At 75.5% G+C, this 22,243-nt stretch carries 20 protein-coding genes; 14 read left to right on the forward strand and 6 right to left on the reverse strand.

Annotated features, from left to right (window positions below; all coding sequences use genetic code 11):
* Positions 1-86: 86 nt before the first annotated feature.
* Together AB0L25_RS19285 and AB0L25_RS19290 are read left to right on the forward strand one after the other, a co-directional pair.
* Positions 87-947 (forward strand): MBL fold metallo-hydrolase, encoded by an 861-nt coding sequence (locus tag AB0L25_RS19285; RefSeq protein WP_500173894.1) that lies wholly within the window; start codon positions 87-89, stop codon positions 945-947.
* A gap of 37 nt (positions 948-984) precedes the next feature.
* Positions 985-1,776 carry an IclR family transcriptional regulator gene (locus AB0L25_RS19290; protein ID WP_500173896.1) on the forward strand — a complete coding sequence of 264 codons (792 nt, stop codon included), beginning with the start codon at positions 985-987 and terminating at the stop codon, positions 1,774-1,776.
* A gap of 25 nt (positions 1,777-1,801) precedes the next feature.
* Here AB0L25_RS19290 and AB0L25_RS19295 read toward each other — a convergent pair whose 3' ends face one another.
* Together AB0L25_RS19295 and AB0L25_RS19300 are read right to left on the reverse strand one after the other, a co-directional pair.
* Positions 1,802-2,629, reverse strand: coding sequence for an ABC transporter permease (locus AB0L25_RS19295; RefSeq protein WP_500173898.1), 828 nt, complete (start codon positions 2,627-2,629; stop codon positions 1,802-1,804).
* Positions 2,626-3,615, reverse strand: a complete 990-nt coding sequence (locus AB0L25_RS19300) for an ATP-binding cassette domain-containing protein (protein ID WP_500173900.1) — start codon at positions 3,613-3,615, stop codon at positions 2,626-2,628. The genes AB0L25_RS19295 and AB0L25_RS19300 overlap by 4 nt, the downstream gene beginning before the upstream one ends.
* A gap of 146 nt (positions 3,616-3,761) precedes the next feature.
* Here AB0L25_RS19300 and AB0L25_RS19305 point away from each other — a divergent pair, with 146 nt between their 5' ends.
* Complete coding sequence (locus AB0L25_RS19305) at positions 3,762-4,526, forward strand: TetR/AcrR family transcriptional regulator (RefSeq protein WP_500173902.1); 765 nt, start codon at positions 3,762-3,764, stop codon at positions 4,524-4,526.
* On the opposite strand, the gene AB0L25_RS19310 is transcribed toward AB0L25_RS19305, so the two are convergent.
* Positions 4,502-5,494 carry a GlxA family transcriptional regulator gene (locus AB0L25_RS19310; RefSeq protein ID WP_500173904.1) on the reverse strand — a complete coding sequence of 331 codons (993 nt, stop codon included), beginning with the start codon at positions 5,492-5,494 and terminating at the stop codon, positions 4,502-4,504. The genes AB0L25_RS19305 and AB0L25_RS19310 overlap by 25 nt on opposite strands.
* A 76-nt stretch (positions 5,495-5,570) precedes the next feature.
* On the opposite strand from AB0L25_RS19310, the gene AB0L25_RS19315 reads away from it, so the two are divergent.
* Both AB0L25_RS19315 and AB0L25_RS19320 read left to right on the forward strand, forming a co-directional pair.
* Positions 5,571-5,975, forward strand: coding sequence for a cupin domain-containing protein (locus tag AB0L25_RS19315; RefSeq protein ID WP_500173907.1), 405 nt, complete (start codon positions 5,571-5,573; stop codon positions 5,973-5,975).
* 150 nt (positions 5,976-6,125) lie between these two features.
* Entirely contained in the window at positions 6,126-7,277 is a 1,152-nt protein-coding gene (locus AB0L25_RS19320; RefSeq protein WP_500173909.1) for a glycosyltransferase, read from the forward strand.
* Here AB0L25_RS19320 and AB0L25_RS19325 read toward each other — a convergent pair.
* On the reverse strand, positions 7,264-7,866 hold the full coding sequence (locus tag AB0L25_RS19325) for a TetR/AcrR family transcriptional regulator (RefSeq protein ID WP_500173911.1): 603 nt from the start codon (positions 7,864-7,866) through the stop codon (positions 7,264-7,266). The genes AB0L25_RS19320 and AB0L25_RS19325 overlap by 14 nt on opposite strands.
* Before the next feature lie 289 nt (positions 7,867-8,155).
* Here AB0L25_RS19325 and AB0L25_RS19330 point away from each other — a divergent pair, with 289 nt between their 5' ends.
* The 3 genes from AB0L25_RS19330 to AB0L25_RS19340 are packed head-to-tail and all read left to right on the forward strand — an operon-like array spanning position 8,156 to position 11,828.
* On the forward strand, positions 8,156-8,581 hold the full coding sequence (locus AB0L25_RS19330) for a hypothetical protein (RefSeq protein WP_500173912.1): 426 nt from the start codon (positions 8,156-8,158) through the stop codon (positions 8,579-8,581).
* On the forward strand, positions 8,578-10,884 hold the full coding sequence (locus AB0L25_RS19335; RefSeq protein ID WP_500173915.1) for an NACHT domain-containing protein: 2,307 nt from the start codon (positions 8,578-8,580) through the stop codon (positions 10,882-10,884). The genes AB0L25_RS19330 and AB0L25_RS19335 overlap by 4 nt, the downstream gene beginning before the upstream one ends.
* Before the next feature lie 44 nt (positions 10,885-10,928).
* A complete protein-coding gene (locus tag AB0L25_RS19340) occupies positions 10,929-11,828 on the forward strand; it encodes an aminoglycoside phosphotransferase family protein (protein ID WP_500173917.1) in 900 nt (299 codons plus the stop codon).
* Positions 11,829-11,851: 23 nt separating this feature from the next.
* Here the strand turns inward: AB0L25_RS19340 and AB0L25_RS19345 are convergent, their stop codons facing one another.
* The gene (locus AB0L25_RS19345; RefSeq protein WP_500173919.1) at positions 11,852-12,835 is read right to left on the reverse strand and encodes a DUF2804 domain-containing protein; all 984 of its coding nucleotides are present in this window, start codon (positions 12,833-12,835) and stop codon (positions 11,852-11,854) included.
* Between the two features lie 118 nt (positions 12,836-12,953).
* On the opposite strand from AB0L25_RS19345, the gene hpnC reads away from it, so the two are divergent.
* Genes hpnC through hpnH form a run of 6 tightly spaced genes read left to right on the forward strand, consistent with a single transcriptional unit; the run spans position 12,954 to position 20,105 of the window.
* Positions 12,954-13,829, forward strand: a complete 876-nt coding sequence (gene hpnC / locus AB0L25_RS19350; RefSeq protein ID WP_500173921.1) for a squalene synthase HpnC — start codon at positions 12,954-12,956, stop codon at positions 13,827-13,829.
* Positions 13,826-14,743, forward strand: a complete 918-nt coding sequence (gene hpnD / locus AB0L25_RS19355; RefSeq protein ID WP_500173923.1) for a presqualene diphosphate synthase HpnD — start codon at positions 13,826-13,828, stop codon at positions 14,741-14,743. The genes hpnC and hpnD overlap by 4 nt, the downstream gene beginning before the upstream one ends.
* A complete protein-coding gene (gene hpnE / locus AB0L25_RS19360) occupies positions 14,740-16,059 on the forward strand; it encodes a hydroxysqualene dehydroxylase HpnE (protein WP_500173925.1) in 1,320 nt (439 codons plus the stop codon). Before hpnD ends, hpnE begins: the two co-directional genes overlap by 4 nt.
* Before the next feature lie 17 nt (positions 16,060-16,076).
* Complete coding sequence (locus AB0L25_RS19365) at positions 16,077-17,135, forward strand: polyprenyl synthetase family protein (RefSeq protein WP_500173927.1); 1,059 nt, start codon at positions 16,077-16,079, stop codon at positions 17,133-17,135.
* Positions 17,135-19,099 carry a squalene--hopene cyclase gene (gene shc / locus AB0L25_RS19370; RefSeq protein ID WP_500173929.1) on the forward strand — a complete coding sequence of 655 codons (1,965 nt, stop codon included), beginning with the start codon at positions 17,135-17,137 and terminating at the stop codon, positions 19,097-19,099. The genes AB0L25_RS19365 and shc overlap by 1 nt, the downstream gene beginning before the upstream one ends.
* A gap of 1 nt (position 19,100) precedes the next feature.
* Positions 19,101-20,105, forward strand: coding sequence for an adenosyl-hopene transferase HpnH (gene hpnH, locus AB0L25_RS19375; RefSeq protein WP_500173931.1), 1,005 nt, complete (start codon positions 19,101-19,103; stop codon positions 20,103-20,105).
* 69 nt (positions 20,106-20,174) lie between these two features.
* On the opposite strand, the gene AB0L25_RS19380 is transcribed toward hpnH, so the two are convergent.
* Complete coding sequence (locus AB0L25_RS19380) at positions 20,175-22,208, reverse strand: bifunctional phosphatase PAP2/O-acyltransferase family protein (protein WP_500173933.1); 2,034 nt, start codon at positions 22,206-22,208, stop codon at positions 20,175-20,177.
* Positions 22,209-22,243: the final 35 nt, after the last annotated feature.

The raw sequence follows: 22,243 nt of genomic DNA on the forward strand, positions 1-22,243 counted from the left end.
CGTTCCGTTCAACGGAAGACGCGGATGGTCCCCGGGACGGCGGCTCCACCAGTGTCTTCTCCACACGACACCGAGGAGGGACGCACGTGACGGACACCACCGTGACGCTGACCGGAACGGGGACCCCGCTGCCGGTCCCCGGCCGCGCCGGGCCGGGAACGCTGGTGCGGCGGGGGGACTGGGCCGCCCAGGTGGACGCGGGCCGCGGCACCGTCCTGCGGCTCGCCGAACTCGGGCTGGGGTGCCCGGACATCGGGCTGCTCGCGCTCACCCACCACCACTCCGACCATCTGGTCGGCGTCGCCGACCTCGTGCTGACGCGCTGGGTGCAGGGCGCCTTCGACCCGCTCCCGGTGCTGGCCCCCCAGGGCCCCACCGCCCGGTTCGCCCGCCGCCTCCTCGACGCCTGGGCCGACGACATCGAGATCCGGCGGCGGCACACCGGGCGCCCGATGCCGCAGGGACCGGACGTCCGCGCCTTCGACCCGCCCGCCGCGCCGGCCGTCGTGTGGCGGTCGGCGGACGCGGAGGTCTCCGCGGTGTCGGTCCGGCACGAACCGGTGGAGCCCGCGGTCGCCTACCGGTTCGACACCCCGTCCGGCGCGGTCGTCGTCAGCGGCGACACGCGGGTGTGCGCCGAGGTCGAGACGCTGGCGCGGGGCGCGGACGTGCTCGTCCACGAGGCGTGCCGCGGCGCGGTCGTCCGGGAGCGGGGCAAGCGGTTCATCGCCGACTACCACGCCGACACCGTCGAGCTGGGCGCCATGGCCGAGCGCGCGGGGGTCGGGACGCTGGTCCTCACCCACCTGGAACCGGCGCCCCGCACGGACGAGGACGCCGCCGCGTTCGCGTCCGAGGTGCGGCGGGGCGGGTACACCGGGCGGCTGCTCGTCGGGGAGGACCTCCTGACGGTGCCGGCGGGCGAACCCGCAGTTCAGCCGGGCTAACCTGGGGCTCGACCTCGCGAACCGACGGAAGGTGGACATGCCCGGGCAGATCCGGGAGCCGGGACGGACGGTGACCAGCCGCGTGCTGGCGGTCCTGGACGCGTTCGGGCCCGACGACACCGGGCTGTCCCTCGCCGAGCTGTGCCGGCGCACCGGCCTGGCCCCGTCGACCGCGCACCGGCTCGCCGCCGAACTCGTCGCGTGGGGCGGGCTGGAACGCGGCGACGACCAGCGCTACCGGATCGGGCTGCGGCTGTTCGAGATCGGCATGCGCGCGCCCGGCCGCCGCGGCCTCATCGAGGCCGCCCGCCCCTTCCTTGAGGACCTCTACGAGGTCACCCACGAGAACGTGCACCTCGCCGTGCGGGACGGCCACCACGCCATCTACCTCGACAAGATCACCGGCGTGCGGGCCGTCGGCGCCCCGGCGCGCGCCGGGGACCGGCTCCCGCTGCACGCGACCGGCATGGGGAAGGCGCTGCTCGCCTTCGCCCGGCCGGAGCTCACCGCGGAGATCGTCCGGGCGGGGCTGACGCGCTACACCCCGCACACCCTCACCTCGCCGGAACTGCTGCGCCGCGCGCTCGCCCGGACGCGGGAGCGCGGGTTCGCCGTCGCGGTGCAGGAGTACTCGCTCGGGACCGTCTCCGTCGCCGCGCCCGTCCTGTCGGCCGACCGGCGGCACGCGCTCGCCGCGATCTCCGTCGTCGTCCACAGCTCCCGCGCGAACATCGACCGGCTCGGGCCGGCCGTCCGCACCGCCGCCACGGGCGCGGCCCGGCACTTCTCCCGCCCGGCGGGCAGGGGCTTCGGCACGCGGGGCGGGTGAGGTCCCCGCCCCGCGCACCGGCCTCCTACCGGCTGAGGTTCTGGTAGCGGCGGACGGCCAGGGGCAGGAAGACCGCCGTGATGACGATCGGCCAGACGATCGCCATCAGCAGGGCGTTCTGCTCGATCCAGGTGTCGCCGACCGCCGCCGGGTTGCCGAACAGCTCGCGGGACGCCGTCACCGTCGACGAGACCGGGTTCCACATCGCGATCGCGCCCAGCCAGTCCGGCATCAGGGACGGCGCGACGAACGCGCTCGAGATCATCGCGAACGGGAACGCCACCGCGAACAGGCTCCCGGCGGCCTCCTCGTTCGGGATCAGCAGGCCCAGCAGGATGCCGATCCAGATCAGCCCGAAGCGCAGCAGCAGGAACAGGCCGAAGGCGGCGAGGGCCGGCAGCGGCCCGCCGTCGGCGCGCCACCCGATCACCAGCGCCGTCAGGAACAGCACGAGCAGGTCGAGGCTCGCGCCGATCAGGTCGCCGACGCCGCGCCCGGTGACGACCGCCGACGGCGCCATCGGCATCGACCGGAACCGGTCGGTGACGCCGCGGGTGTTCTCGTACACGACGGCGTACGCGGTGTTCATGAACCCCATCGCCATCGTCATCCCGAACATGCCCGGCATGAGGAACTCGCGGTAGTCGCCGCCGCCGGGGACCGACATCGCGCTGCCGAACACGTACCCGAACAGCAGCACCGACACGATCGGGAAGCCGAGCTGCCAGGCGATGTTGCTCGGCTGCCGGACGTAGTGGGTGAGGCCCCGCAGGACGATCGTCCAGCAGTCCGCGAAGGCCCAGTAGAGCCGGTCGCCGAGGGTCTCGTCGGCCGTCCTGTCCTGCACGCTCACGCCTGCGCCCCTTCCTTCGCCGTGCTCCCGGTGCCGCTCTCCTCGTCGGCCGGATGCCCCGTGAGCCGCAGGAACACCTCGTCCAGCGTGGGCCGCCGCAGCCCGATGTCGGCCACCGCGACGCCGTCGTCCTGCAGGGTGCGGGCGACCTCGGTCAGCGCGGCCACCCCGTCGGTCACCGGCGCGTGCACCCGCGCCGTCGCCGGCTCGACGCCCGGCTCGGCGGCGGTGACGCGGGCGATGACGGCCGCCGCCGCGGACAGATCCGCCGGGTCGCGCACCACCACCTCGATGCGGTCCGCGCCGACGAGCCGCTTCAGCGCGTCCGGGGTGTCGTCGGCGATGACCCGGCCCCGGTCGAGGACGGCGATGCGCCCGGCGAGCCGGTCCGCCTCGTCCAGGTACTGGGTCGTGAGCAGGACGGTCGTGCCCTGCTCGACCAGCGACCGGACCGCGTGCCAGACCTCGTTGCGGCCGCGGGGGTCGAGCCCGGTGGTCGGCTCGTCGAGGAACAGGACGTCCGGCGCGAGGATCATCGCGGCGGCGAGGTCGAGGCGGCGGCGCATCCCGCCGCTGTACTCCTTGATCCCCTTGTCGGCGGCCTCGACCAGGTCGAACCGCTCCAGCAGCTCGTCCGCCCGCGCCGCCGCGCGGGCGCGCCCCAGGTGGAACAGGCGGCCGAACATCCGCAGGTTCTGCCGTCCCGTCAGGACCTCGTCCAGCGCGGCGTGCTGCCCCGCCAGCCCGATCCGGCGCCGGACCCGCCGGGGGTGCGCGGCGACGTCGACCCCGGCGACCTCGGCCCGTCCGCCGGTCGGGCGGACGAGCGTGGTCAGGATGCGCACGGCGGTGGTCTTGCCCGCCCCGTTCGGCCCCAGCAGGCCGTAGACCGTGCCCGTCGGCACGGCGAGGTCGAAGCCGTCGAGCGCGCGTTTGTCTCCGTAGTGCTTGCGGACCCCCTCGCAGAGGATCGCGTTCTGCGGCATGCCTTCTCCCGCCTACTTCGCGTATCACATACGCTAATTCGCGTACAGCATACTCGAAGTGTTCGGGGGCGCAACGGGATTCCGCGCGGCCCGGGACGGTAGCGTCGGTCTCCGGCACACCGCACACGGGAAGAGCAGGACGAACGATGACGACCGCCAACGGCGACCACCGCGACCCCGAACGCAGCCTGAAGCTGCTGTGGGACGACCGCGCCCGGCCGCCCCGCGGACGTCCGCCCGCGCTCACCCTCGACGCGATCGTCGCCGCCGCCGTCGCGACCGCCGACGAGCTCGCCGGCACCGAGGGCGTCGAGGCCCTCACCATGCGCGCCATCGCGACCCGCCTCGGCGTCGGCACGATGTCGCTCTACCGCTACGTCCCGGGCAAGGGCGAGCTCCTGGACCTCATGCTCGACCGCGTCATCGCCGACTACGAGCCCGACCACGGCGACGGCGAGCGCGGCTGGCGCGAGGTCCTCGCGGCCGAGGCCGACCGCCAGTGGCGGCTGTGCATGGACCACCCCTGGTACCCGTTCGTCGACCAGAGCCGTGCGATGCTCGGGCCCAACTCGCTGCAGGGCCTCGACCGCATCCTCGGCCTGCTCCGGCGGCTGGGCGTCGACGACCGGTCCCTGATGATGATCGTCGGCGTGCAGAGCGACTACGTGATGGGCGTGGCGCGCAGCTACCTCAACGAGCGCCGCGCCGTGGAGCGGACCGGCCTCAGCGCCGAGGACTTCTGGGCCGCGCAGGCGCCGACCCTGGAGAAGGCGATGCTCAGCGGCCGCTTCCCGACCATGGCCGCCCTAGATGAGAACACCTTCGACTGGTCCTACGAGCAGCTCTTCGAGTTCGGCCTGAACCGCCTGCACGACGGCTTCGCGTCCTACTTCGAGGAGCGCACGGGCTGACCCGGGGACCGCGGCGCGGGCGCGCCCGGTTCGGCGCGGGCGTACCTGTCGCGGTACGCGGACGGGGTGAGGCCGGTGTGGCGGCGCATCTGGGCGCGCAGGTTCGCGGACGTGCCGAGGCCGCTCGCACGCGCGACCGCGTCCAGGCCCGGTTCGCCGCGCTCGATGAGGCGGCAGGCTAGCGCGACGCGCTCCCCGGTGAGCCACGCGAGCGGGGTGGTGCCGAGCTCGGCCCGGAAGCGGCGGTGCAGGGTGGCCGGGCTGACCGCCGCCCGCGCCGCCAGGCCCGCGACGGTGAGCGGGCGGTCGAGGCGCTCGCGCGCCCAGGCCAGGACGGGCGCGAGCGACGCGTCCGGGACGTCCGGGAGCGCGCGCTCGACGAACTGGCGCTGGCCGCCGTCGCGGTGGCCGGCGAACACCAGCCGGCGGCTCACCGCGTTGGCGATCTCCGCGCCGTGGTCGCGGCGCACCACGTGCAGGCACAGGTCGAGGGCGGCGGCGCTGCCCGCGGACGTCAGCACGTCGCCGTCGTCGACGAACAGGACGTCCGGCTCGAGGCGCACGTCCGGGAACCGGGCGCGGAACGCGTCGGCCCAGCGCCAGTGGGCGGTGGCGCGGCGGCCGTCCAGGACGCCCGCGGCGGCCAGGACGAACGCGCCGGTGCACAGGCCGACGAGGCGCGCGCCCCGGGCCTCCGCCCGCCGGACGGCGGCGAGCACGGCGGGCGCCGGATCGGCCTCCGGATCGGGCCGGTTCGGGACGATCACGGTGTCCGCGCGGTCGGCGGCGTCCAGGTCCGGGACGCCGGACATCGTGAAGAACGCCTCGTGCATCACGGCCCGGCCGCCCGGAGCGCAGAGCGTGAAGTCGTACCACGGCCGCCCCAGCTCGGGACGGCGCAGGCCGAACAGCTCGGTGACCACGCCCAGCTCGAACGGGTTCGACCCGGCGTCGACGATCATCGCCACGCGATGCGAGGATCCTTGCGGCATACGCCATTTCTAGCACTCACACGAGCGTCCGGCCCGGCGGCAGGGTGATCGCATGAACGACCGACCCATCGACCTGAACGCCGCGCTCCGCACCTTTCACGACCTGTGGAGCCCCCGCATCGTCACGCGCGTGAACGACTACGACGTCCGCATCGCCAAGGTCGGCGGCGACCACGTCTGGCACGCGCACGACGACACCGACGAGTTCTTCCTCGTGCTCGACGGCGAACTCGCGATCGCCCTCCGCGAGGAGGGCGCCGAACGGACGGTCGTCCTGCCGAAGGGCGCGGTCTTCGTCGTCCCGCGCGGCGTCGAGCACCGCCCGTCCGCGCCCGGCGGGGCCTCGATCCTGCTGTTCGAGCCGTCCGGCACCCTCAGCGTCGGCGACCGCCACGACACCGTCCCCGCCCACGTCGACGCCACCACCGGCCACACCCTCCCCACCTCCGCTACCTGACACGGATCCCGTCGACGCGCACGCCGCCGGGCGCGTTGCGCGGTGCGCCGGGTGGGGGGAAACGGGCGAAAGCCGCACCGATCCGGCGGCCCGCCCGGCTTCGGCGGCCGGGTGCTTGGACGGGGCGGTCCGGCGTGCGACGCTGCGGCCGTGGAGATCCTGGACGTTCTCGCGGTCGCAGCGCTCGCGGGGTGGGCGTATCTCGCCGCAGGTCACGGCGGGTTCTGGCGGACGGGCCCGACGGCGCCGGAAGGGGCCGAACCGGGCGCGTGGCCGGACGTCGTGGCGGTGGTGCCCGCGCGGGACGAGGCGGCGGTCCTGCCGGAGACGCTGCCGACCCTGCTCGCGCAGCGCTACCCCGGCCGGTTCCGGGTGGTGCTGGTCGACGACGGGAGCACCGACGGGACGGCCGGCACCGCGCGGCGGCTCGCCGCGGGGGCGGCGGTGCGGCTGGACGTGGTCCGGGCGGCCGAGCGCCCGGACGGCTGGGCGGGCAAGGTGTGGGCGATGCGGGAGGGCCTCCGCGCAGCGGGCGAACCGGAGTTCGTCCTGTTCACCGACGCCGACATCGCCTACGCGCCCGGCACCGTGGAGCGGCTCGCGCGGGACGCCGCCGCCGGGGACGGGCGCGACCTGGTGTCGCGGATGGCGACGCTCGGCACCCGCACCCCGTGGGAGCGGGCGCTCGTCCCGGCGTTCGTGTACTTCTTCGCGCTGCTGTACCCGTTCCGCCGCGTCGCCCGGACCGGGGCGCGGACGGCCGCCGCCGCGGGCGGCTGCATGCTGGTGCGCCGGGCCGTGCTGGAGCGGGCGGGCGGGCTCGCCGCGATCCGCGGCGCGCTGATCGACGACGTCGCGCTGGGGCGGCTGGTGAAGCGGGCCGGCGGCCGGTGCCGCCTCGACCTGGACCGGGACGTCGTCAGCCTGCGGCCCTACCCGCGCCCGGGCGACCTGTGGGACATGGTCGCGCGCAGCGCCTACGACCAGCTCCGCTACTCCCCCGCGCTGCTGGCGGGCACGGTGCTGGGCCTGCTGCTGCTGTTCGCGGTGCCGCCCGCCGCCGCGGCGGCCGGGATCCTCGCGGGTGACCCGGCGGCGGCCGTCCTCGGGGCCGCCGCGTGGACGGTCATGGCGGGCACGTACGCGCCGATGCTGCGCCACCACGGGCTCTCGCCGCTGCGCGCCCCGGTCCTCCCGCTCGTGGCGCTGGCGTACGCGGCCATGACCGTCGACTCGGCGCGCCGGCACCGCACGGGGCGCGGCGGCGTCTGGAAGGGGCGCGTCGCCGTCAGGGCGCGGTGAGCATCGCGATCGCCGTGTCGATCACGCCGCGCTGCGCGGTCAGCGGGGTGCCGGGCGGGCGGCGGACCGCGCTCCACCACAGGCCGTCGAGCAGGACGAGGATCAGCTCGGCCAGCTCCTCCGGAGGCCGGTCGGCGGGGAGTTCGCCCGCCCGCTGGGCCAGCGCGATCGCGGTGCGCAGGTTCGCGCGGGCCTCGGCGTCGAGTTCGTTGAGGGCGTCGGCGAACGCGGGCCGGACCGCGGCCTCGGCGTGGAACGCCGCCCAGATCCGGGCCTCGGCGAGTCGGCTCTCGTCGGCCGGCAGGTACCCGAGCATCGCCCGGCGCAGTTCCTCGGGGAACGCCCGGCCGCCGGGCGCGGCGCGGATCGCGGCGAGCCGCGCCCGCGCGGCGTCCGCCGCCCGCTCGAACGCGAACCGCAGCATCTCGTCCTTGGTCTGGAAGTAGCGCTGCACCGCCCCGAGCGAGAACCCCGCCTCGGTCGCGACCGTCCGCATGCTGACGCCGTCCAGCCCTTCCCGCGCGGCGATGCGGAACAGCGCGTCCGCGACGACGCGGCGGCGGGCCTGCTTGTCCACCGTCCTCGGCACGTCCCCATTCTGCCGCACCCATGGAGGGATAATTGCGGCGGCGCGTTCACATTGGCCTTCAGCGTTTTGCGGTGATCGGCGGAGCGGGGTCCCCGTCCGCGCTGATGGGCGCGCCCCTCGCACGTCGTCGCGGTGACCGCCGCCCGCGAAGCGCCCCTTTTCGGCGCCTTGACGCGTGGTTTTCGGCCATTACGGATCGAGCCGTTCCCGGCCGGTCGGCGTTGTATCTTGATGATCCTGAAGATTGGGGTCTGCTATGCGCCGAGTGGTCGGATCGCGGGCCGTTCTCGTGGCGACGGGCATACTCGTGCTGGGGATCGGCGGGCTCTTTTTCGCGCTGGGCCTGGACGACGCGGACAAGCTGGGCAGCGTGGTCGCGGCGGTGGCCGCGATCGCCGGTCTGGGGCTCACCGTGGTCGGGATGCTGCGCCGCGGCGGGACGTCCGGCGGTGACGGGACGGGCGGGACGCCCTCGGGCGGTGTCAGGGTGCACGGATCGACCGTCGGCGGGTCGGTCGCCGACGTGGGCCGGGTCGGCGGGAGCGTCCGGCTGGGCGGTTCGCGGGCGTCGCGGGGCCGCGCGCCGCGGGACGTCCCGGAGCCCGCGGACGGCGCGGCATCGGAGGACGGGATCTCGGTGCGCGGGTCCCGGGTCGACGGCGACGTCTTCCGGGCCGGGTCCGTCGACGGCGATCTGGAGACGCGTCCCGAATGAGCGACCGTCCGGACCGCGGCCGCCGCCGGCGGCGCCGGGGCGCCTCCCGCAGGGCGAAACCCGAGGCGCGGCTGTCCCTGGAGGGCTCGACCGTCCAGGGTGACGCGGTGGCGGTCGGCTTCGTCGGCGGCGACTTCGTCGTGGGCGTGCCGCCGGAGGCCCGGACGGACGCGGCGGTGCGGCGGCTCGCGGAGGCGGTGCGGCACCGGTGGACGGCCGAGGCCAAGATCCTCACCCCGCGCGCGCCCGAACGGCTGCGGCTGGCGTGGGCGAGCACGGGCCGTCCCGTGCAGTCCGCCGGAGCCGCGCGGGACGACCTGCGCGGCGACGTGTCCGAACTGGCCGAGCGGTTCCGGGAACTGCCGGTGCGGCACCTGGTCGTGCTGGGCGCGCCGGGCGCGGGCAAGACCGTGCTGGCGATCCGGCTGATGCTCGACCTGGTGAACCCGGACGACCCCGGCGAACCGGTCCCCGTGCTGCTGCCCCTGTCGTCGTGGACGCCGGGGCCGCCGCTGCACGACTGGATGGCGGGACGCCTCGCGGAGGACCATCCGTTCCTCGACACCGAGACCGCGGCGGACCTGCTCCGAGCGCGGAAGGTCATGCCCGTCCTGGACGGCCTCGACGAGCTCGCCCCGCACCTGCGGGCCACGCTCGTGGAACGCGTCGACGGATGGGCGGACGACGAGCGGCCGCTCGTCCTCACCTGCCGGGGTGACGAGTACGAGAGGACCGTCCGCAAGAGCGGCAGCCCGCTGAGCCGGGCGCCGGTCGTGGAGATCGGCGACGTCCAGGCCGAAGACGCCGCCGCCTACCTGCGGGCCGCCGCCATCGGCGGGGACGCCCGCTGGGACGCGCTGCTCGCGCGGCTGGCGGACGACCCGGACGGGCCGGTCGGGAGGGCGCTCTCCACGCCGCTCATGGTGGAGCTGCTCCGCACGGCCTACCGGTCCCCCGCCACCGACCCGGCAGAGCTGCTGGACGCCGAGCGGTTCCCGTCCCGGGAGGCGATCGAGGGGCACCTGATCGACCGGTTCGTCCCCGCCGTCTACGCGCCGGCGCAGCGGCCCGCGTACCGGGCCGACCGGGCGCGGCGGTGGCTGGGCTTCCTCGCCCGGCGGATGCGGCGGCACGGCACGACGGACCTCTCCTGGGGGGAGATCTGGACGCTCCCGTCGGCGCTGCTGCTGACGCTGCCGTTCGCGCTGGCCGGCGGCCTGGTGTTCGGCTCGATGTTCGGCACGGGCCGGGGCCTCGGCGCCGCCGCGCTGTTCGCGCTGGTCGCCGCCGGGTCGCTGATCCCGGGAGCCGCGGCGCCGCTCGCCGGCGGGCGGGACCTGACGGACCCGGTGGCGCTGCTGCGGCGGCTGCGCGGCGGCTCGGCGGGATGGGCGCTGCTGGTCGCGGTCGCCGCCGGGCTGCTCATCGGGACGTGGTTCGGCGCGGGCCTGGACGCGAGCGCGGGCAAGACGACCGGGTACGCGCTGGGGCTCGCGGCGATGTTCGCCGCCGGCGCGCTGGCGAGCACCGCGTGGGGCACGTTCGTGCTGTCCCGGACGTGGTTCGCGCTGATCGGACGGCTGCCGTTCCGGCTGGTCGGCTTCCTGCGGGACGCGCACGAGCGCGGCGCGCTGCGCCAGGTCGGGGCGGTCTACCAGTTCCGGCACGCGCTGCTGCGCGACCGCCTGAGCCGCGACGTCGCCGAGGAGGAGCGCGTCCCCCGCGAACCGGAGCGCGCCGGGGGCCGGCGCCTCCCGCACCGGTCGATCCCCTCCGCGAGGGTCGGGCTGCAGGTGGCCGGGGTCCTGCTGGTCACCGTCCTGCTGACCGGGTCGTTCGCGTCCGCGTCGCTGCACTACCGGTCCGGCGACCGGCCCACCGAGACCGCCGAGAGCACGGCCCCGGACGTCCAGGGGACGCACGTGATGGTGCGGTTCCAGAACTGGACGCTGCCGCCCGGGGCGACCCGGACGACGGAGTTCACGGTGGCGTCCGGCGACGAACGGCTCCCGCTCGGCGAGCTGTCCAGCATCGTCGACCTGCCGCGGGCCTGCACCGGCGCCGCCGTCGAGTTCACGGCCGCCGTGGAAGGCCGCACGGTGACGCGGGTCGTGCTCCGCCGGCACCCCTTCCACCTCGACGCGGACACCGTGCGCAGCGACGACCTCCCCGACGAGGCGAAGAACCTGACCGTCTCCCTCAAGCGCCTCGACGACACCGACTGCACGGTCACGTTCGCCTGGCAGGAACCCCACGTCGCCTACGACCACCTGCTGAACGTCCGCGAGTTCCTGCGATCCTGAGCGGCCGCGCGCGACCCGGCCCGGTGATGGCAGGCTTGACGATCGTGGACGAACTCGCACGGAACGCCGTGAACACGTGGGGCGATGTCGGGCGGCGGTGGCTGGACCGGCTGCCCCGGCTGGTGAAGGAGGTCGCGCGCGACTGGGGCCTGGACGTCGGGGACACGTTCGTCCTGAGCTACCACTGGGTCGCGGCCGTCCGGCGGGAGGACGGGACGGCGGCGGTGCTGAAGCTCGGGCCGGCCGAACCGGGGCACCTGGCGCACGAGGCCGCCGCGCTCGAGGCGTTCGGCGGGCGCGGCGCGGTGCGCCTGCTCGCGTACGACGCGGAGCGCGGGGCGCTGCTGCTGGAGCGGGCCGAGCCGGGGACGATGCTGCGGGACCTGGTGCCGGCGCGCGACGGCGACGCGACGGCCGCGCTCGTCGAGGTCATGCGGCGGCTGCACCGGCCCGCGCCGCCGGGCTGCGCGCTCCCGGCGGTCGCGGACGAGGGCGCCGCGTTCGCCGAGCATCTGCGCCGCCACCCCGGGGACGATCCGCTGCCGCGGCACCTGGTGGAGCGGGCCGGGCGGCTGTTCGGCGAGCTGTGCGCGGACTCGGACGAACGGTTCGTCCTGCACGGGGACCTGCACCACGACAACGTCCTGCGGGGCGGCCGGGAGCCGTGGCTGGCGATCGACCCGCACGGCCTCGTCGGCGATCGCGGCTACGAGATCGGCCCCGTGCTGTACAACCCCGATCCCTGGGAGCGGGACGAGCGGCTGGCCGACCTCGTGCCCGCGCGGATCGAGCGGCTCGCGGACGGGCTCGGGATGCCGCAGGAGCGGGCCGTGGCGTGGGGTTTCGCGTCGTGCGTGCTGTCGGAAGTGTGGGAGGCGCAGGGCGGCGAGCCGAGCGGCCGGGCGCTGGACGTGGCGCGCCTGCTGCTGCCGCGACTGTCCTGAACGCGAGATCGTCCCGGTGGCCGTCACCAGCGCTGGCGGGCCTCCTCCGCCCAGCCGGTGAGGCCGTCGAGGTCGATCCAGGCGCCGTCGTCGGTGCGGGCCCGGCCGGTGAACGTGCCGAAGCACTGGTGGGTCTCGCTGCCGACGACGCCCAGTTCGGTCTTCGCGACCTTCTCGTGGAACGGGTGGAACTCGGCCTCCACGCGCGGGCCGGTGATCGTCCAGGGGCGGAGCCAGTCGGCGCGGTCGTACGCCCAGTCGAGCTCGTCGCCGATCTTGTGCAGGCGGCCGTTGACGAACAGGGCGTTCTCCGTCATGCCGGTGCCGTCGGTCCACTGGCCGCCGAGCTGCAGGGCGAGGCCGGGCGCGGCGGCCGCCGCCCAGTTCCACGTCATCCGGTACGGCCACTTGCCGCGCCCGTGGTCGAGGACGGCGAACGCGTCGTCCGCCTTCACCTCGACGAGACCGGACGGCAGCCGCAGCGTGCCGTGGACGGGGCGGCCCACGTCCTTCACCGTGTACTGGAAGCGCTTCGCGGTCCACGGGACGACGACGCCGAGCGACTCGTGCCCGTCCGGCACCGGCACCTTCAGGTCGAGGTCGACGCCGATCGCGGGCGCGACGGCCCGCAGCCGGGTGCCGTCCGGTTCCTCGCGGGTGCCGACCGCGACGCCGCCGCCGCGCACGGACGCGGTGCCGCCGCCGCTGCGGTCGGGGAAGGACGCGCCGCGCGCGAACGGGACGACCGCGTCCCGGGACAGCTCCTCGCCGGTCTCGCGGTCGAGGACGTACACGCCGTGGACGCCCGCGTAGTCGAGCGAGGACGCGACGAGCCCCACGATGTGGCGCGGCGTGACGATCCCCCAGTACTCCCACCGCTTGGCGCGGCCCCAGCCGCGCAGGTTCGCGCGGTGCAGGGGGCGGCGCGTCCAGCCGACCGCGGCCGGGTTCAGCCGCCCGTCGGGCAGGCAGAGGTCGACGGGCCGGACGATCTCTCGCTCGCGCATCCCCCGAGGTTATCGGGGGCGCCGCGGGTGCGGCCGCCCGGTCCGACACGCGCGCGATTCAACAAGTCCATACCTTGATCAGAGTTTTTCTGGTGCCGCGCGCGCTCATCTCACAGTGGTGATCACTGATTCGTCCTGGAACGCCGAGGAGCACGACCGGGCGCTGGCCGCGCTCGCGGCGCGGGAGAACTTCCCCGTGGCGGCGCGGCTGCTGCCCCGGCGGCACCGGGCCGATCTGCTGGCGGTGTACGGGTTCGCCCGGCTCGTCGACGACATCGGGGACGAGGCGCCGGAGGAGCGGCGGGGCAAGCTGCTGCAGCTGGTGGACGACGACCTGGACCGCGTGTACGCGGGCGTCGCGCCCGAACTGCCGCAGCTCCGCAGGCTGGCGCGGACCGTCCGCGCGCGGGCGGTCCCGCAGGACCCGTTCCGCCGGCTCGTCCAGGCGAACCGGCAGGACCAGACCGTCCACCGGTACGAGACGTGGGACGAGCTGGCCGCGTACTGCCGGCTCTCGGCGGACCCGGTGGGACGGATCGTCCTGCACCTGTTCGGCGCGGACGGCCGGGGGCTCGAGGAGGCGTCCGACCGGATCTGCACGGCGCTGCAGGTGATCGAGCACTGCCAGGACGTCGGGGAGGACTTCCGGCGCGGGCGGGTGTACCTGCCCGCCGCGGACCTGCGGCGGTTCGGCTGCACGGACGACGACCTGGGACGGACGAGGACGCCGACGCGGCTGCGGGGCGTCGTGGCGCTGGAGGCGGCACGGGCCCGCGACCTGCTGGACCGGGGGGCGCCGCCGCTGCTGGCGGGGCTGTCGGGGTGGGCGCGGTTCGCCGTGGCGGGGTACGTGGCCGGGGGCCGCGCGGCGCTCGCCGCGCTGGCGCGGGGCCGTTACGACGTCCTGTCGCACACGCCGCGTCCGCGCCGGGCCGCACTGTTGGCCGCGTGGTCGGCCGGTTGGGCACGCGCATTGGAGAGGGGTGAGCGATGACGGTCTCGGAGGCGTGCGAGCGGTCCGAGCGTGTGGTGGAGGCGTATCGGCACTGCGAGCGGGTGGTGCGTGAGGAGGCCCGCAACTTCGGCTACGGGATCCGGCTGATGCCCGTCCCGAAGCGGCGGGCGATGAGCGCCGTCTACGCGTTCGCGCGCGGGGTCGACGACATCGGGGACGGGCCGGAGCCGGCGTGCGTGCGGCTCGACCTGCTGGACCGGTCGCGGGGCCGGATCGCGGCGGTGCGGGACGTCCTGGAGCGGCGGGCGGACGCGGCGGTGCTGGAGGGGCATCCGGTGCTGACGGCGCTCGCGGACGCGGCGGCCCGCTACCCGATCCCGCTGGAGGCGTTCGACGAACTGATCGACGGCTGCGAGAGCGACGTGCGGGGCGCGGACTACGAGACGTTCGACGACCTGCTGCGGTACTGCCGGCAGGTGGCGGGGACGGTCGGCCGGCTGTCGCTCGCGATCTTCGGGTCGCAGGGGCGGCTGCGCGCGGAGGCGCTCGCCGACTCCCTCGGCATCGCGTTACAGCTCACCAACATCCTGCGGGACCTGCGCGAGGACCGGCTCGCGGGACGCATCTACGTGCCGACCGAGGACCTCAAGCGGTTCGACTGCACGCTGGACCTGGACGACTCGGGCATGTTCGTCGACCCGCCGTGGCGGCTGAACGAGCTGGTGGCGTTCCAGGCGGAACGCGCGCGGACCTGGTACGCGGAGGGCATGCGGCTGCTGCCGCTGCTGGACCGCCGCAGCGCCGCCTGCACCGCCGCCATGGCCGGGATCTACCGGCGGCTGCTGGAGAACATCGCGGCGCGGCCCGCGACCGCGCTGAACACCCGGGCGTCCCTGCCGACGTGGCAGAAGGCGGTCGTGGCGGCGCGCGCGCTGACGGGGGTGGAACGGTGAGCGTGGTCATCGTGGGCGGCGGCCTCGCCGGCATCAGCGCCGCGATAGCGCTGCGCGAAGCGGGCGTCCCGGTGACGCTGCTGGAGGCGCGGCCGTGGCTGGGCGGCGCGACGCACTCGTTCGAGCGCGGCGAGCTGAGCGTCGACAACGGGCAGCACGTGTTCCTGCGCTGCTGCACCGCGTACCAGGGGCTCCTGCAGCGGCTCGGCGCCGACCACCTCGTCGACGTCCAGGACCGGTTCGACGTGACCGTGCTGCGGCCCGGCGCGGCGGCGGCGCGGCTGACGCGGTCGCGGCTGCCGGGCCCGCTGCACCTGCTGCCCGCGCTGGCGGGCTACGCGCACCTGACGCCCGGCGAGCGGCTGCGGGCGATGCGCGCGGCGGCGGCGCTGCGGCGGCTCGACCCGGAGGACGAGCGGCTCGACCGGATCGCGGCCGGGCCGTGGCTGGCGTCGCGGGGGCAGGGCCGGTGGGCGCGCGAGGCGCTGTGGGGGCTGTTCATCACGGCGGCGCTCAACGCGGAGGTGGACGACGCCGCGCTGGGGCTGTCGACGCTGGTGTGCCGCCGGGCGCTGTTCGGCCGCGCGGACGCCGCCGACATCGGCGTCCCGGTCGTCCCGCTGGAGGAGCTGCACGGCGGCCCGGCGCTGCGCCGGATCGCCGAGATGGGCGGCACGGTCCGGCTGAAGGCGAAGGTCGAGGCGGTCACCGCCGACCCGAAGGTGGTGGTGGACGGCGTCCCGATCGCGGCGGACGCGGTGATCGTCGCGGTGCCGCACGACGCGGCGGCGAAGGTGCTGCCCGCGGAGGCGCTGCCGGAGCCGCTGCGCTGGCGGGAGCTGGACTCGAGCCCGATCGTCAACGTGCACGTCGTCTACGACCGTCCGGTCATGGGCGAGCCGTTCGCCGCGGCGGTGGGCTCGCCGGTGCAGTGGATCTTCGACCGGACGGGGGTGAGCGGGCTGCGGGACGGCCAGTACCTGGCGATCTCGCTGTCGGCCGCCGACCGCTGGATCGACCGGCCGACCGCGGAGCTGCGCGACCGGTTCGTCCCGGAGCTGGCGCGGCTGCTGCCCGCCGCGCGGGACGCCCGGGTGCGGGAGCTGTTCGTGACGCGGGAGCGGCGCGCGACGTTCCGGCAGCGTCCCGGCAGCGGGGCGGTGCGCCCGGCGGCCGCCACGAGGGCCCCGGGACTGTTCCTGGCCGGCGCGTGGACCGACACGGGCTGGCCCGACACCATGGAGGGAGCAGTGCGCAGCGGCCTGACCGCCGCTCGGCTGGTCCGCCGCCACCTGGAGGGGGTGAGGGACCGGTGACGACCGTTCCGGTCTCGATGACCGATGTCCGGGGGCTGGTCGACGGGGCGCTGCGCGCCGCGGTCGGCCGCCTCGACCCGCGCACCTACCGGGTCGCGGCCTACCACCTCGGCTGGGCCGACGCGGAGGGGCATCCGCGGGCGGCCCCGGCGGGCAAGGCGCTGCGGCCCGCGCTGGCGCTGCTGTCGGCGCGGGCGGCGGGCGCGCCGCAGGAGAGCGCGCTGCCGGGCGCGGTCGCCGTCGAGCTGACGCACGCGTTCTCGCTGCTGCACGACGACATCATGGACGGCGACCGGACCCGCCGGCACCGGCCCGCGGCGTGGGCGGTGTTCGGCGAGGCCGACGCGATCCTCGCGGGCGACGCGCTGCTGTCGCTGGCCGGGGAGGTGCTGCTGGAGGCGCCCGGGCAGGGCTCGGGACGCGCGGCGCACTCCCTCGCGACCGCGACGCGGCGGCTCATCGGCGGGCAGGCCCGCGACCTGGAGTTCGAGTCGCGCCGCAGCGTCGGCCTGGACGAGTGCGTCGCGATGGCGTCGGACAAGACGGCCGCGCTGCTGGCGTGCTCGTGCGCGATCGGCGCCGTCCTGGACGGGGCGCCCGAGCCGCTGTGCGCCGCGCTCGCCGAGTTCGGCGCCGACCTCGGCATCGCGTTCCAGCTCGTCGACGACCTGCTCGGCATCTGGGGCGACCCGAAGGTCACCGGCAAGCCGACCATGTCGGACCTGCGGTCGCGCAAGCTGTCGCTGCCGGTCGTGGCCGCCCTCAACGCCGGGACGCCGGAGTCGGAGCGGCTCGCCGAGCTGTACGCGGCGCCGCCCGGCGCCGACGACGCCGACGGGGAGGCGGCCCGCGACGCCGCCCGCGACGTCGCCGCGGACGCGGCCGACGCGGAGCTCGCCCGGCTGGAGGAGGCGGCACGGCTCGTGGAGGCGGCCGGCGGCCGGGCCTGGGCCGAGGCGGAGGCGGGCCGCCGCGTCGAGCGCGCCGCGGCCCGGATCGCGTCGGCGGGCCTGCCCGCCGCGGTCCGCGAGGAGTTCCTGCACATCGCCGACTTCGTCACAGGACGGGATCACTGATGACGACGACAGAACCGACGGAAAGCACCGGGACCACACCGAAACCGAAGGCGAAGACGAAGCCGCCGAAGCCGAAGCCGCCGAAGCCGAAGACGGCGGCCGAGGCCGCGGCGGCGGTGCGGACGCCCGCCGAGGCGCTCGCCGCCGCCCGCGACCGTCTGCTCGCCCTCCAGTCCCCCGAGGGCTGGTGGAAGGGCGAGCTCCAGACGAACGTCACGATGGACGCCGAGGACCTGCTGCTGCGCGAGTTCCTCGGCGTCCGCACCGCGGACGACACCGCGGAGGCGGCCCGCTGGATCCGCTCGCAGCAGGCGGCGGACGGCACGTGGGCGAACTTCCACGGCGGCCCGTCCGACCTGTCCACCACCGTCGAGGCGTACGTGGCGCTGCGGCTCGCCGGGGACGCCCCCGACGAGCCGCACATGGCGCGCGCGTCCGCGTACGTCCGGGAGCAGGGCGGGGTGCCCGCGACGCGGGTGTTCACGAGGTTCTGGCTGGCGATGTTCGGCGAGTGGTCGTGGGACGACCTGCCGGTGCTGCCGCCGGAGATGATGTTCCTGCCGCGCTGGTTCCCGCTGAACGTGTACGACTTCGCGTGCTGGGCGCGGCAGACGATCGTCCCGCTGACGGTCGTCGGGTCGCTGCGGCCCGCCCGCCCGCTGCCGTTCGACCTGCCGGAGCTGCGGGCCGCGCGCACCGCGCGTCCGTCCGGGCGGCGGGGGCTGCCGGGCTGGGACGAGGCGTTCCGCGCGCTCGACCGGGCGCTGCACGTGTACGAGCGGCGCCCCGTCCGGGGGCTGCGGGAGGCGGCGCTGCGCCGCGCCGCCGAGTGGATCATCGCGCGGCAGGAGGCGGACGGCTGCTGGGGCGGCATCCAGCCGCCGTGGGTGTACTCGCTGATCGCGCTGCACCTGCTCGGCTACCGCAACGACCACCCGATCATGAAGCGGGGGCTCGCCGGCCTGGAGCGGTTCACGATCCGCGACGGCCGGGGCCGCCGCCTGGAGGCGTGCCAGTCGCCCGTGTGGGACACGGTCCTGGCGATGAACGCGCTCGCCGACGCGGGCGTCCCCGGCGACGACCCCGCGCAGCGGCGCGCCGCCGCGTGGGTGCTCGGCGAGGAGATCCACGGGCCCGGCGACTGGTCGGTGCGGCGCCCGGGGCTGCCGCCCGGCGGGTGGGCGTTCGAGTTCGACAACGACGTCTACCCCGACACCGACGACACCGCCGAGGCGATCCTCGCGCTCGACCGCGTCGGCGGCCCGGACGCCGAGCCCGCGATCGAACGGGCCGTCCGCTGGATGGCCGGGATGGCGTCGAAGGACGGCGGGTTCGCCGCGTTCGACGCCGACAACACCCGCGGGCTGTGCCGGCGGCTGCCGTTCTGCGACTTCGGCGAGGTCATCGACCCGCCGTCCGCCGACGTCACCGCGCACGTCGTCGAGGCCCTCGCGCGGCGCGGCATGGCCGACTCGCGCACCGTGAAGCGCGCCGTGGTGTGGCTGCTGAAGGCGCAGGAACGGGACGGCTCGTGGTTCGGCCGCTGGGGCGCGAACCACGTGTACGGGACGGGCGCGGTGGTGCCCGCGCTGATCGCGGCGGGGGTCCGGCCGGGCAAGCCCGCGATCCGCCGCGCCGTCCGGTGGCTGGAGCGCCACCAGCGGGCCGACGGCGGCTGGGGCGAGGATTTGCGCTCCTACGACGACCCGGGATGGATCGGGCGCGGCGCCTCGACGCCGTCGCAGACCGCGTGGGCGCTGCTGGCGCTGCTCGCCGCCGGCGAGCGCGGCCCGGCCGTCGACCGCGGCGTCCGCTGGCTGGTCGACCACCAGCGGCCGGACGGCACGTGGGACGAGGACCACTTCACCGGCACCGGCTTCCCCGGCGACTTCTACATCAACTACCACCTGTACCGGCTGGTGTTCCCCGTCAGCGCGCTCGGCCGGTACGTCCGGGAGGCCTGACATGGGCATGCCACTGCGCCAGAGCCTGCGCGTCGGCGGGTACGTCCTCAAGAACAAGCTCGCCCGGCGGGACAGGTTCCCGCTGCTGCTCGAACTGGAGCCGCTGTTCGCGTGCAACCTCGCGTGCGCCGGATGCGGCAAGATCCAGCACCCGGCGGACGTCCTCAAGCAGCGGATGCCGGTCGAGCAGGCGCTGGCCGCCGTCCGCGAGTGCGGCGCGCCGATGGTGTCGATCGCGGGCGGCGAGCCGCTCATGCACCCGAAGATCGGCGAGCTGGTCGGCGAGCTGGTCCGGATGCGGCGGTACGTGTTCCTGTGCACGAACGCCGCGCTCATCCCGCGCAAGATCGACCAGTTCGAGCCGTCGCCGTACTTCGCGTGGGCCGTGCACATCGACGGGCTCCGCGAACGGCACGACGCGTCCGTCTGCAAGGACGGCGTGTTCGACGAGGCCGTCGCCGCCATCAAGATGTGCAAGGAACGCGGGTTCCGCGTCACCACTAACACGACCGTGTTCAACACCGACACCCCGCAGACCGTCATCGAGGTGCTGAACTACCTCAACGACGACCTGGGCGTCGACCAGATGATGATCTCGCCCGCCTACGCGTACGAGAAGGCGCCCGACCAGGAGCACTTCCTCGGCGTCCAGGAGACCCGGTCGCTGTTCCAGAAGGCGTTCGCGAACGGCAACCGGAAGCGCTGGCGGTTCAACCACTCGCCGCTGTTCCTCGACTTCCTGGAGGGGAAGGTCGACTTCCCCTGCACGGCGTGGGCGATCCCGTCGTACTCGCTCAAGGGCTGGCAGCGTCCCTGCTACCTGATGGACGACGGGTACGCCGAGACGTACCGGGAGCTGCTCGAGGAGACCGACTGGGACGCCTACGGCCGCGGCCGCGACCCGCGCTGCGCGAACTGCATGGCGCACTGCGGCTACGAGCCGACGTCGGTGTTCGCGACGATGGGCTCTCTGAAGGAGTCGCTCCGCGCCATGCGCGCCGTGTGACGCACCCGAACGAGGCCCCGCCCCGGACGTCCACTCCGGGGTGGGGCCTCTCGCTGTCGGGACGCGGGCTCACCCGAGACGGGGCTCGGGTTCGGGGGGTTCGGGTTCGGGGGGCGGGGAGGCGGCGGTCGGGGGGGCGGTGCGGAGGTCGTCGATGACGGCGCCGATCGCGGCGGTGAGGGCGTCGGCGTCGTCGACCAGGCCCGGATCGAGCGAGACGCCGAAGCACAGCTCGCGGGAGACGCCGAGCGCGGCGACGGCGAGGGGCGCGCCGGGCGCGAGCGGGACGACCGGGTAGACCGCGGCGAGCGGGGCGCCCGCGAGGCGCAGCGGGCCGCCCGGCCCCGGCAGGCTCGACACGATGCCCTGCAGGAAGCGCTCGCTGTAGGCGGCGCGGGCGAACCGGGCGTGCAGCGGCACCGGCATCAGCCGTCCGACCTGGCGCATCACGAACCACGCGGCGAGCGCGCGGGTGCCCGACCGCAGCACCTTGCAGCGGCGGGCGATGTCGGCGAGCCGCGCGGTCTCGGGCATCGCGCCGATCGGCAGGTCGACCATGACGGCGCTGGTGTGGTTGCCCTCCATCGCGCCGCCGGGCGCCCGCATCATCAGCGGGACGGCGACGCGGCACGTCCCGCGCGCGTTCTCGCCGGGACGGGCGGCGCGGTGCAGGCCGCCCGCGACCGCGCACAGCACCACGTCGGTCACCCGGACGCCGTGCCGGCGGGACACGTCCCGGACGAGGTCGAGCGGCAGGTGCAGGGTGCCGAAGCGGCGCTCGGGGGTGCCGGCGGCGGGCAGACGGGCGGGCGGGGCGACGTCGATCGCGAGCTGGCCGAGGCCGACCGCGGTGCCGACGGCCGCGGTGAGCGCCGTCCGGACGCGGCCGCGGCGGGGCGCGGCGGGGGGCGGGTCCTGCGGCGGCTCCATCAGCGCGGTGGCCTGCGCGACGACGCCGACGCCGTCCGCGACGACGTGGTGCATGAGGAACACGACGGCGGTGCGGCCCGGTTCGGCGCCGCGCACCAGCAGCATCCGCCACAGCGGCCGGTCGCGGGGGAACGGCTCGGCCTGCACGCGGGCGATCACCTCGCGGAGCCCGTCCATGCCGTCGACGCGGTGCTCGGCGACGTGCCAGTCCCAGTCGAGGGCCGGGTGGTCGCGCCAGACGGGCCGCCGCCAGCGCCCGGCGCCGTGCGGGCGCTGCCGGAACCGGGGCAGCCGGTCCATCCGCTCGGCGACGAGCCGGATGAGGTCGGCGCGGTGCAGCGGGTCGCGGGACGTGTCCAGCATGATCACGCCGCCGGTGTGCTGCGGCGCCCGCTCGGTCTCGACGGCGAGGAAGAACGCGTCCGGGGCCCGGACGCGCTCGGCCGACGGGCGCGTGAACCGTTCGGCCGCGTACACCGACACGGCCACGAGCGGGACGGCCGCGAGCGCGTCCACCAGGAAGTGGTTCGCGGTCGCCATGATGACGTACCCGGTGACGATGATGTGGACGGTGTTGAGCGCCTGCACCGACCGGTGCGCCTTCACGCGCGCGAGCTCGACGCCGACCCACAGCGTCCACGCCATGTGCAGGGACGGCAGCGCGGCGAACCGGTCGGCGTGCTCGACCAGCGGCGACCCCCACGACCCCCAGGTGCCGCCGAGCCGGACGGTGTCGACGAAGCCGAGGTCGGGCATCAGCCGGGGCGGCATCACCGGGTACAGCGCGAAGCACGCGAGCGCGATGACGTTGAGCAGGACGAACGCGGTGCGGGCCGTCCGGTACCGGTCGGGGTGGCGCACGAACAGCCAGACGAGCAGCGCCAGGGCGCTCGCCACGTAGGTGATCGCGTACTCGTAGTTGGCCAGGACGCGGACGAGGGACTGGTCCGCGAGCCACTCGTTGAGGGCGAGCTCCACGTCGAGGTGCAGCGCCCGCTCGAGGTCGTACAGCGTCTCCCCGTGCGCGCGCGCGAGCCGCGCCCGAGGCTCTTCGGGCAGCATCGCCACGAGCAGGTACAGCGCGAACAGCGCGAGCCCCAGCAGCACCTCGCCGAAGGCGTGGGCGCGGGCGGCGTTCCCGTCCCGGGTCAGGACCGCATCGCGCGCCGTCACGGCTTCGTGTGTCCCCATCGTCCCCCCACAATCCG

This window comes from Spirillospora sp. NPDC052242, assembly GCF_040679555.1.
GTDB lineage: Bacteria > Actinomycetota > Actinomycetes > Streptosporangiales > Streptosporangiaceae > Spirillospora.

What these genes read in the sequence shown, in the direction of transcription:
- AB0L25_RS19315 (WP_500173907.1), top strand. Translation starts at nt 5,571, where the DNA reads ATGAACGACCGACCCATCGACCTGAACGCCGCGCTCCGCACCTTTCAC.
- AB0L25_RS19290 (WP_500173896.1), top strand. Translation starts at nt 985, where the DNA reads ATGCCCGGGCAGATCCGGGAGCCGGGACGGACGGTGACCAGCCGCGTG.
- AB0L25_RS19345 (WP_500173919.1), bottom strand. Translation starts at nt 12,835, where the DNA reads ATGCGCGAGCGAGAGATCGTCCGGCCCGTCGACCTCTGCCTGCCCGAC.
- hpnH (WP_500173931.1), top strand. Translation starts at nt 19,101, where the DNA reads ATGGGCATGCCACTGCGCCAGAGCCTGCGCGTCGGCGGGTACGTCCTC.
- AB0L25_RS19300 (WP_500173900.1), bottom strand. Translation starts at nt 3,615, where the DNA reads ATGCCGCAGAACGCGATCCTCTGCGAGGGGGTCCGCAAGCACTACGGA.
- AB0L25_RS19305 (WP_500173902.1), top strand. Translation starts at nt 3,762, where the DNA reads ATGACGACCGCCAACGGCGACCACCGCGACCCCGAACGCAGCCTGAAG.
- AB0L25_RS19365 (WP_500173927.1), top strand. Translation starts at nt 16,077, where the DNA reads ATGACCGATGTCCGGGGGCTGGTCGACGGGGCGCTGCGCGCCGCGGTC.
- hpnD (WP_500173923.1), top strand. Translation starts at nt 13,826, where the DNA reads ATGACGGTCTCGGAGGCGTGCGAGCGGTCCGAGCGTGTGGTGGAGGCG.
- AB0L25_RS19335 (WP_500173915.1), top strand. Translation starts at nt 8,578, where the DNA reads ATGAGCGACCGTCCGGACCGCGGCCGCCGCCGGCGGCGCCGGGGCGCC.
- shc (WP_500173929.1), top strand. Translation starts at nt 17,135, where the DNA reads ATGACGACGACAGAACCGACGGAAAGCACCGGGACCACACCGAAACCG.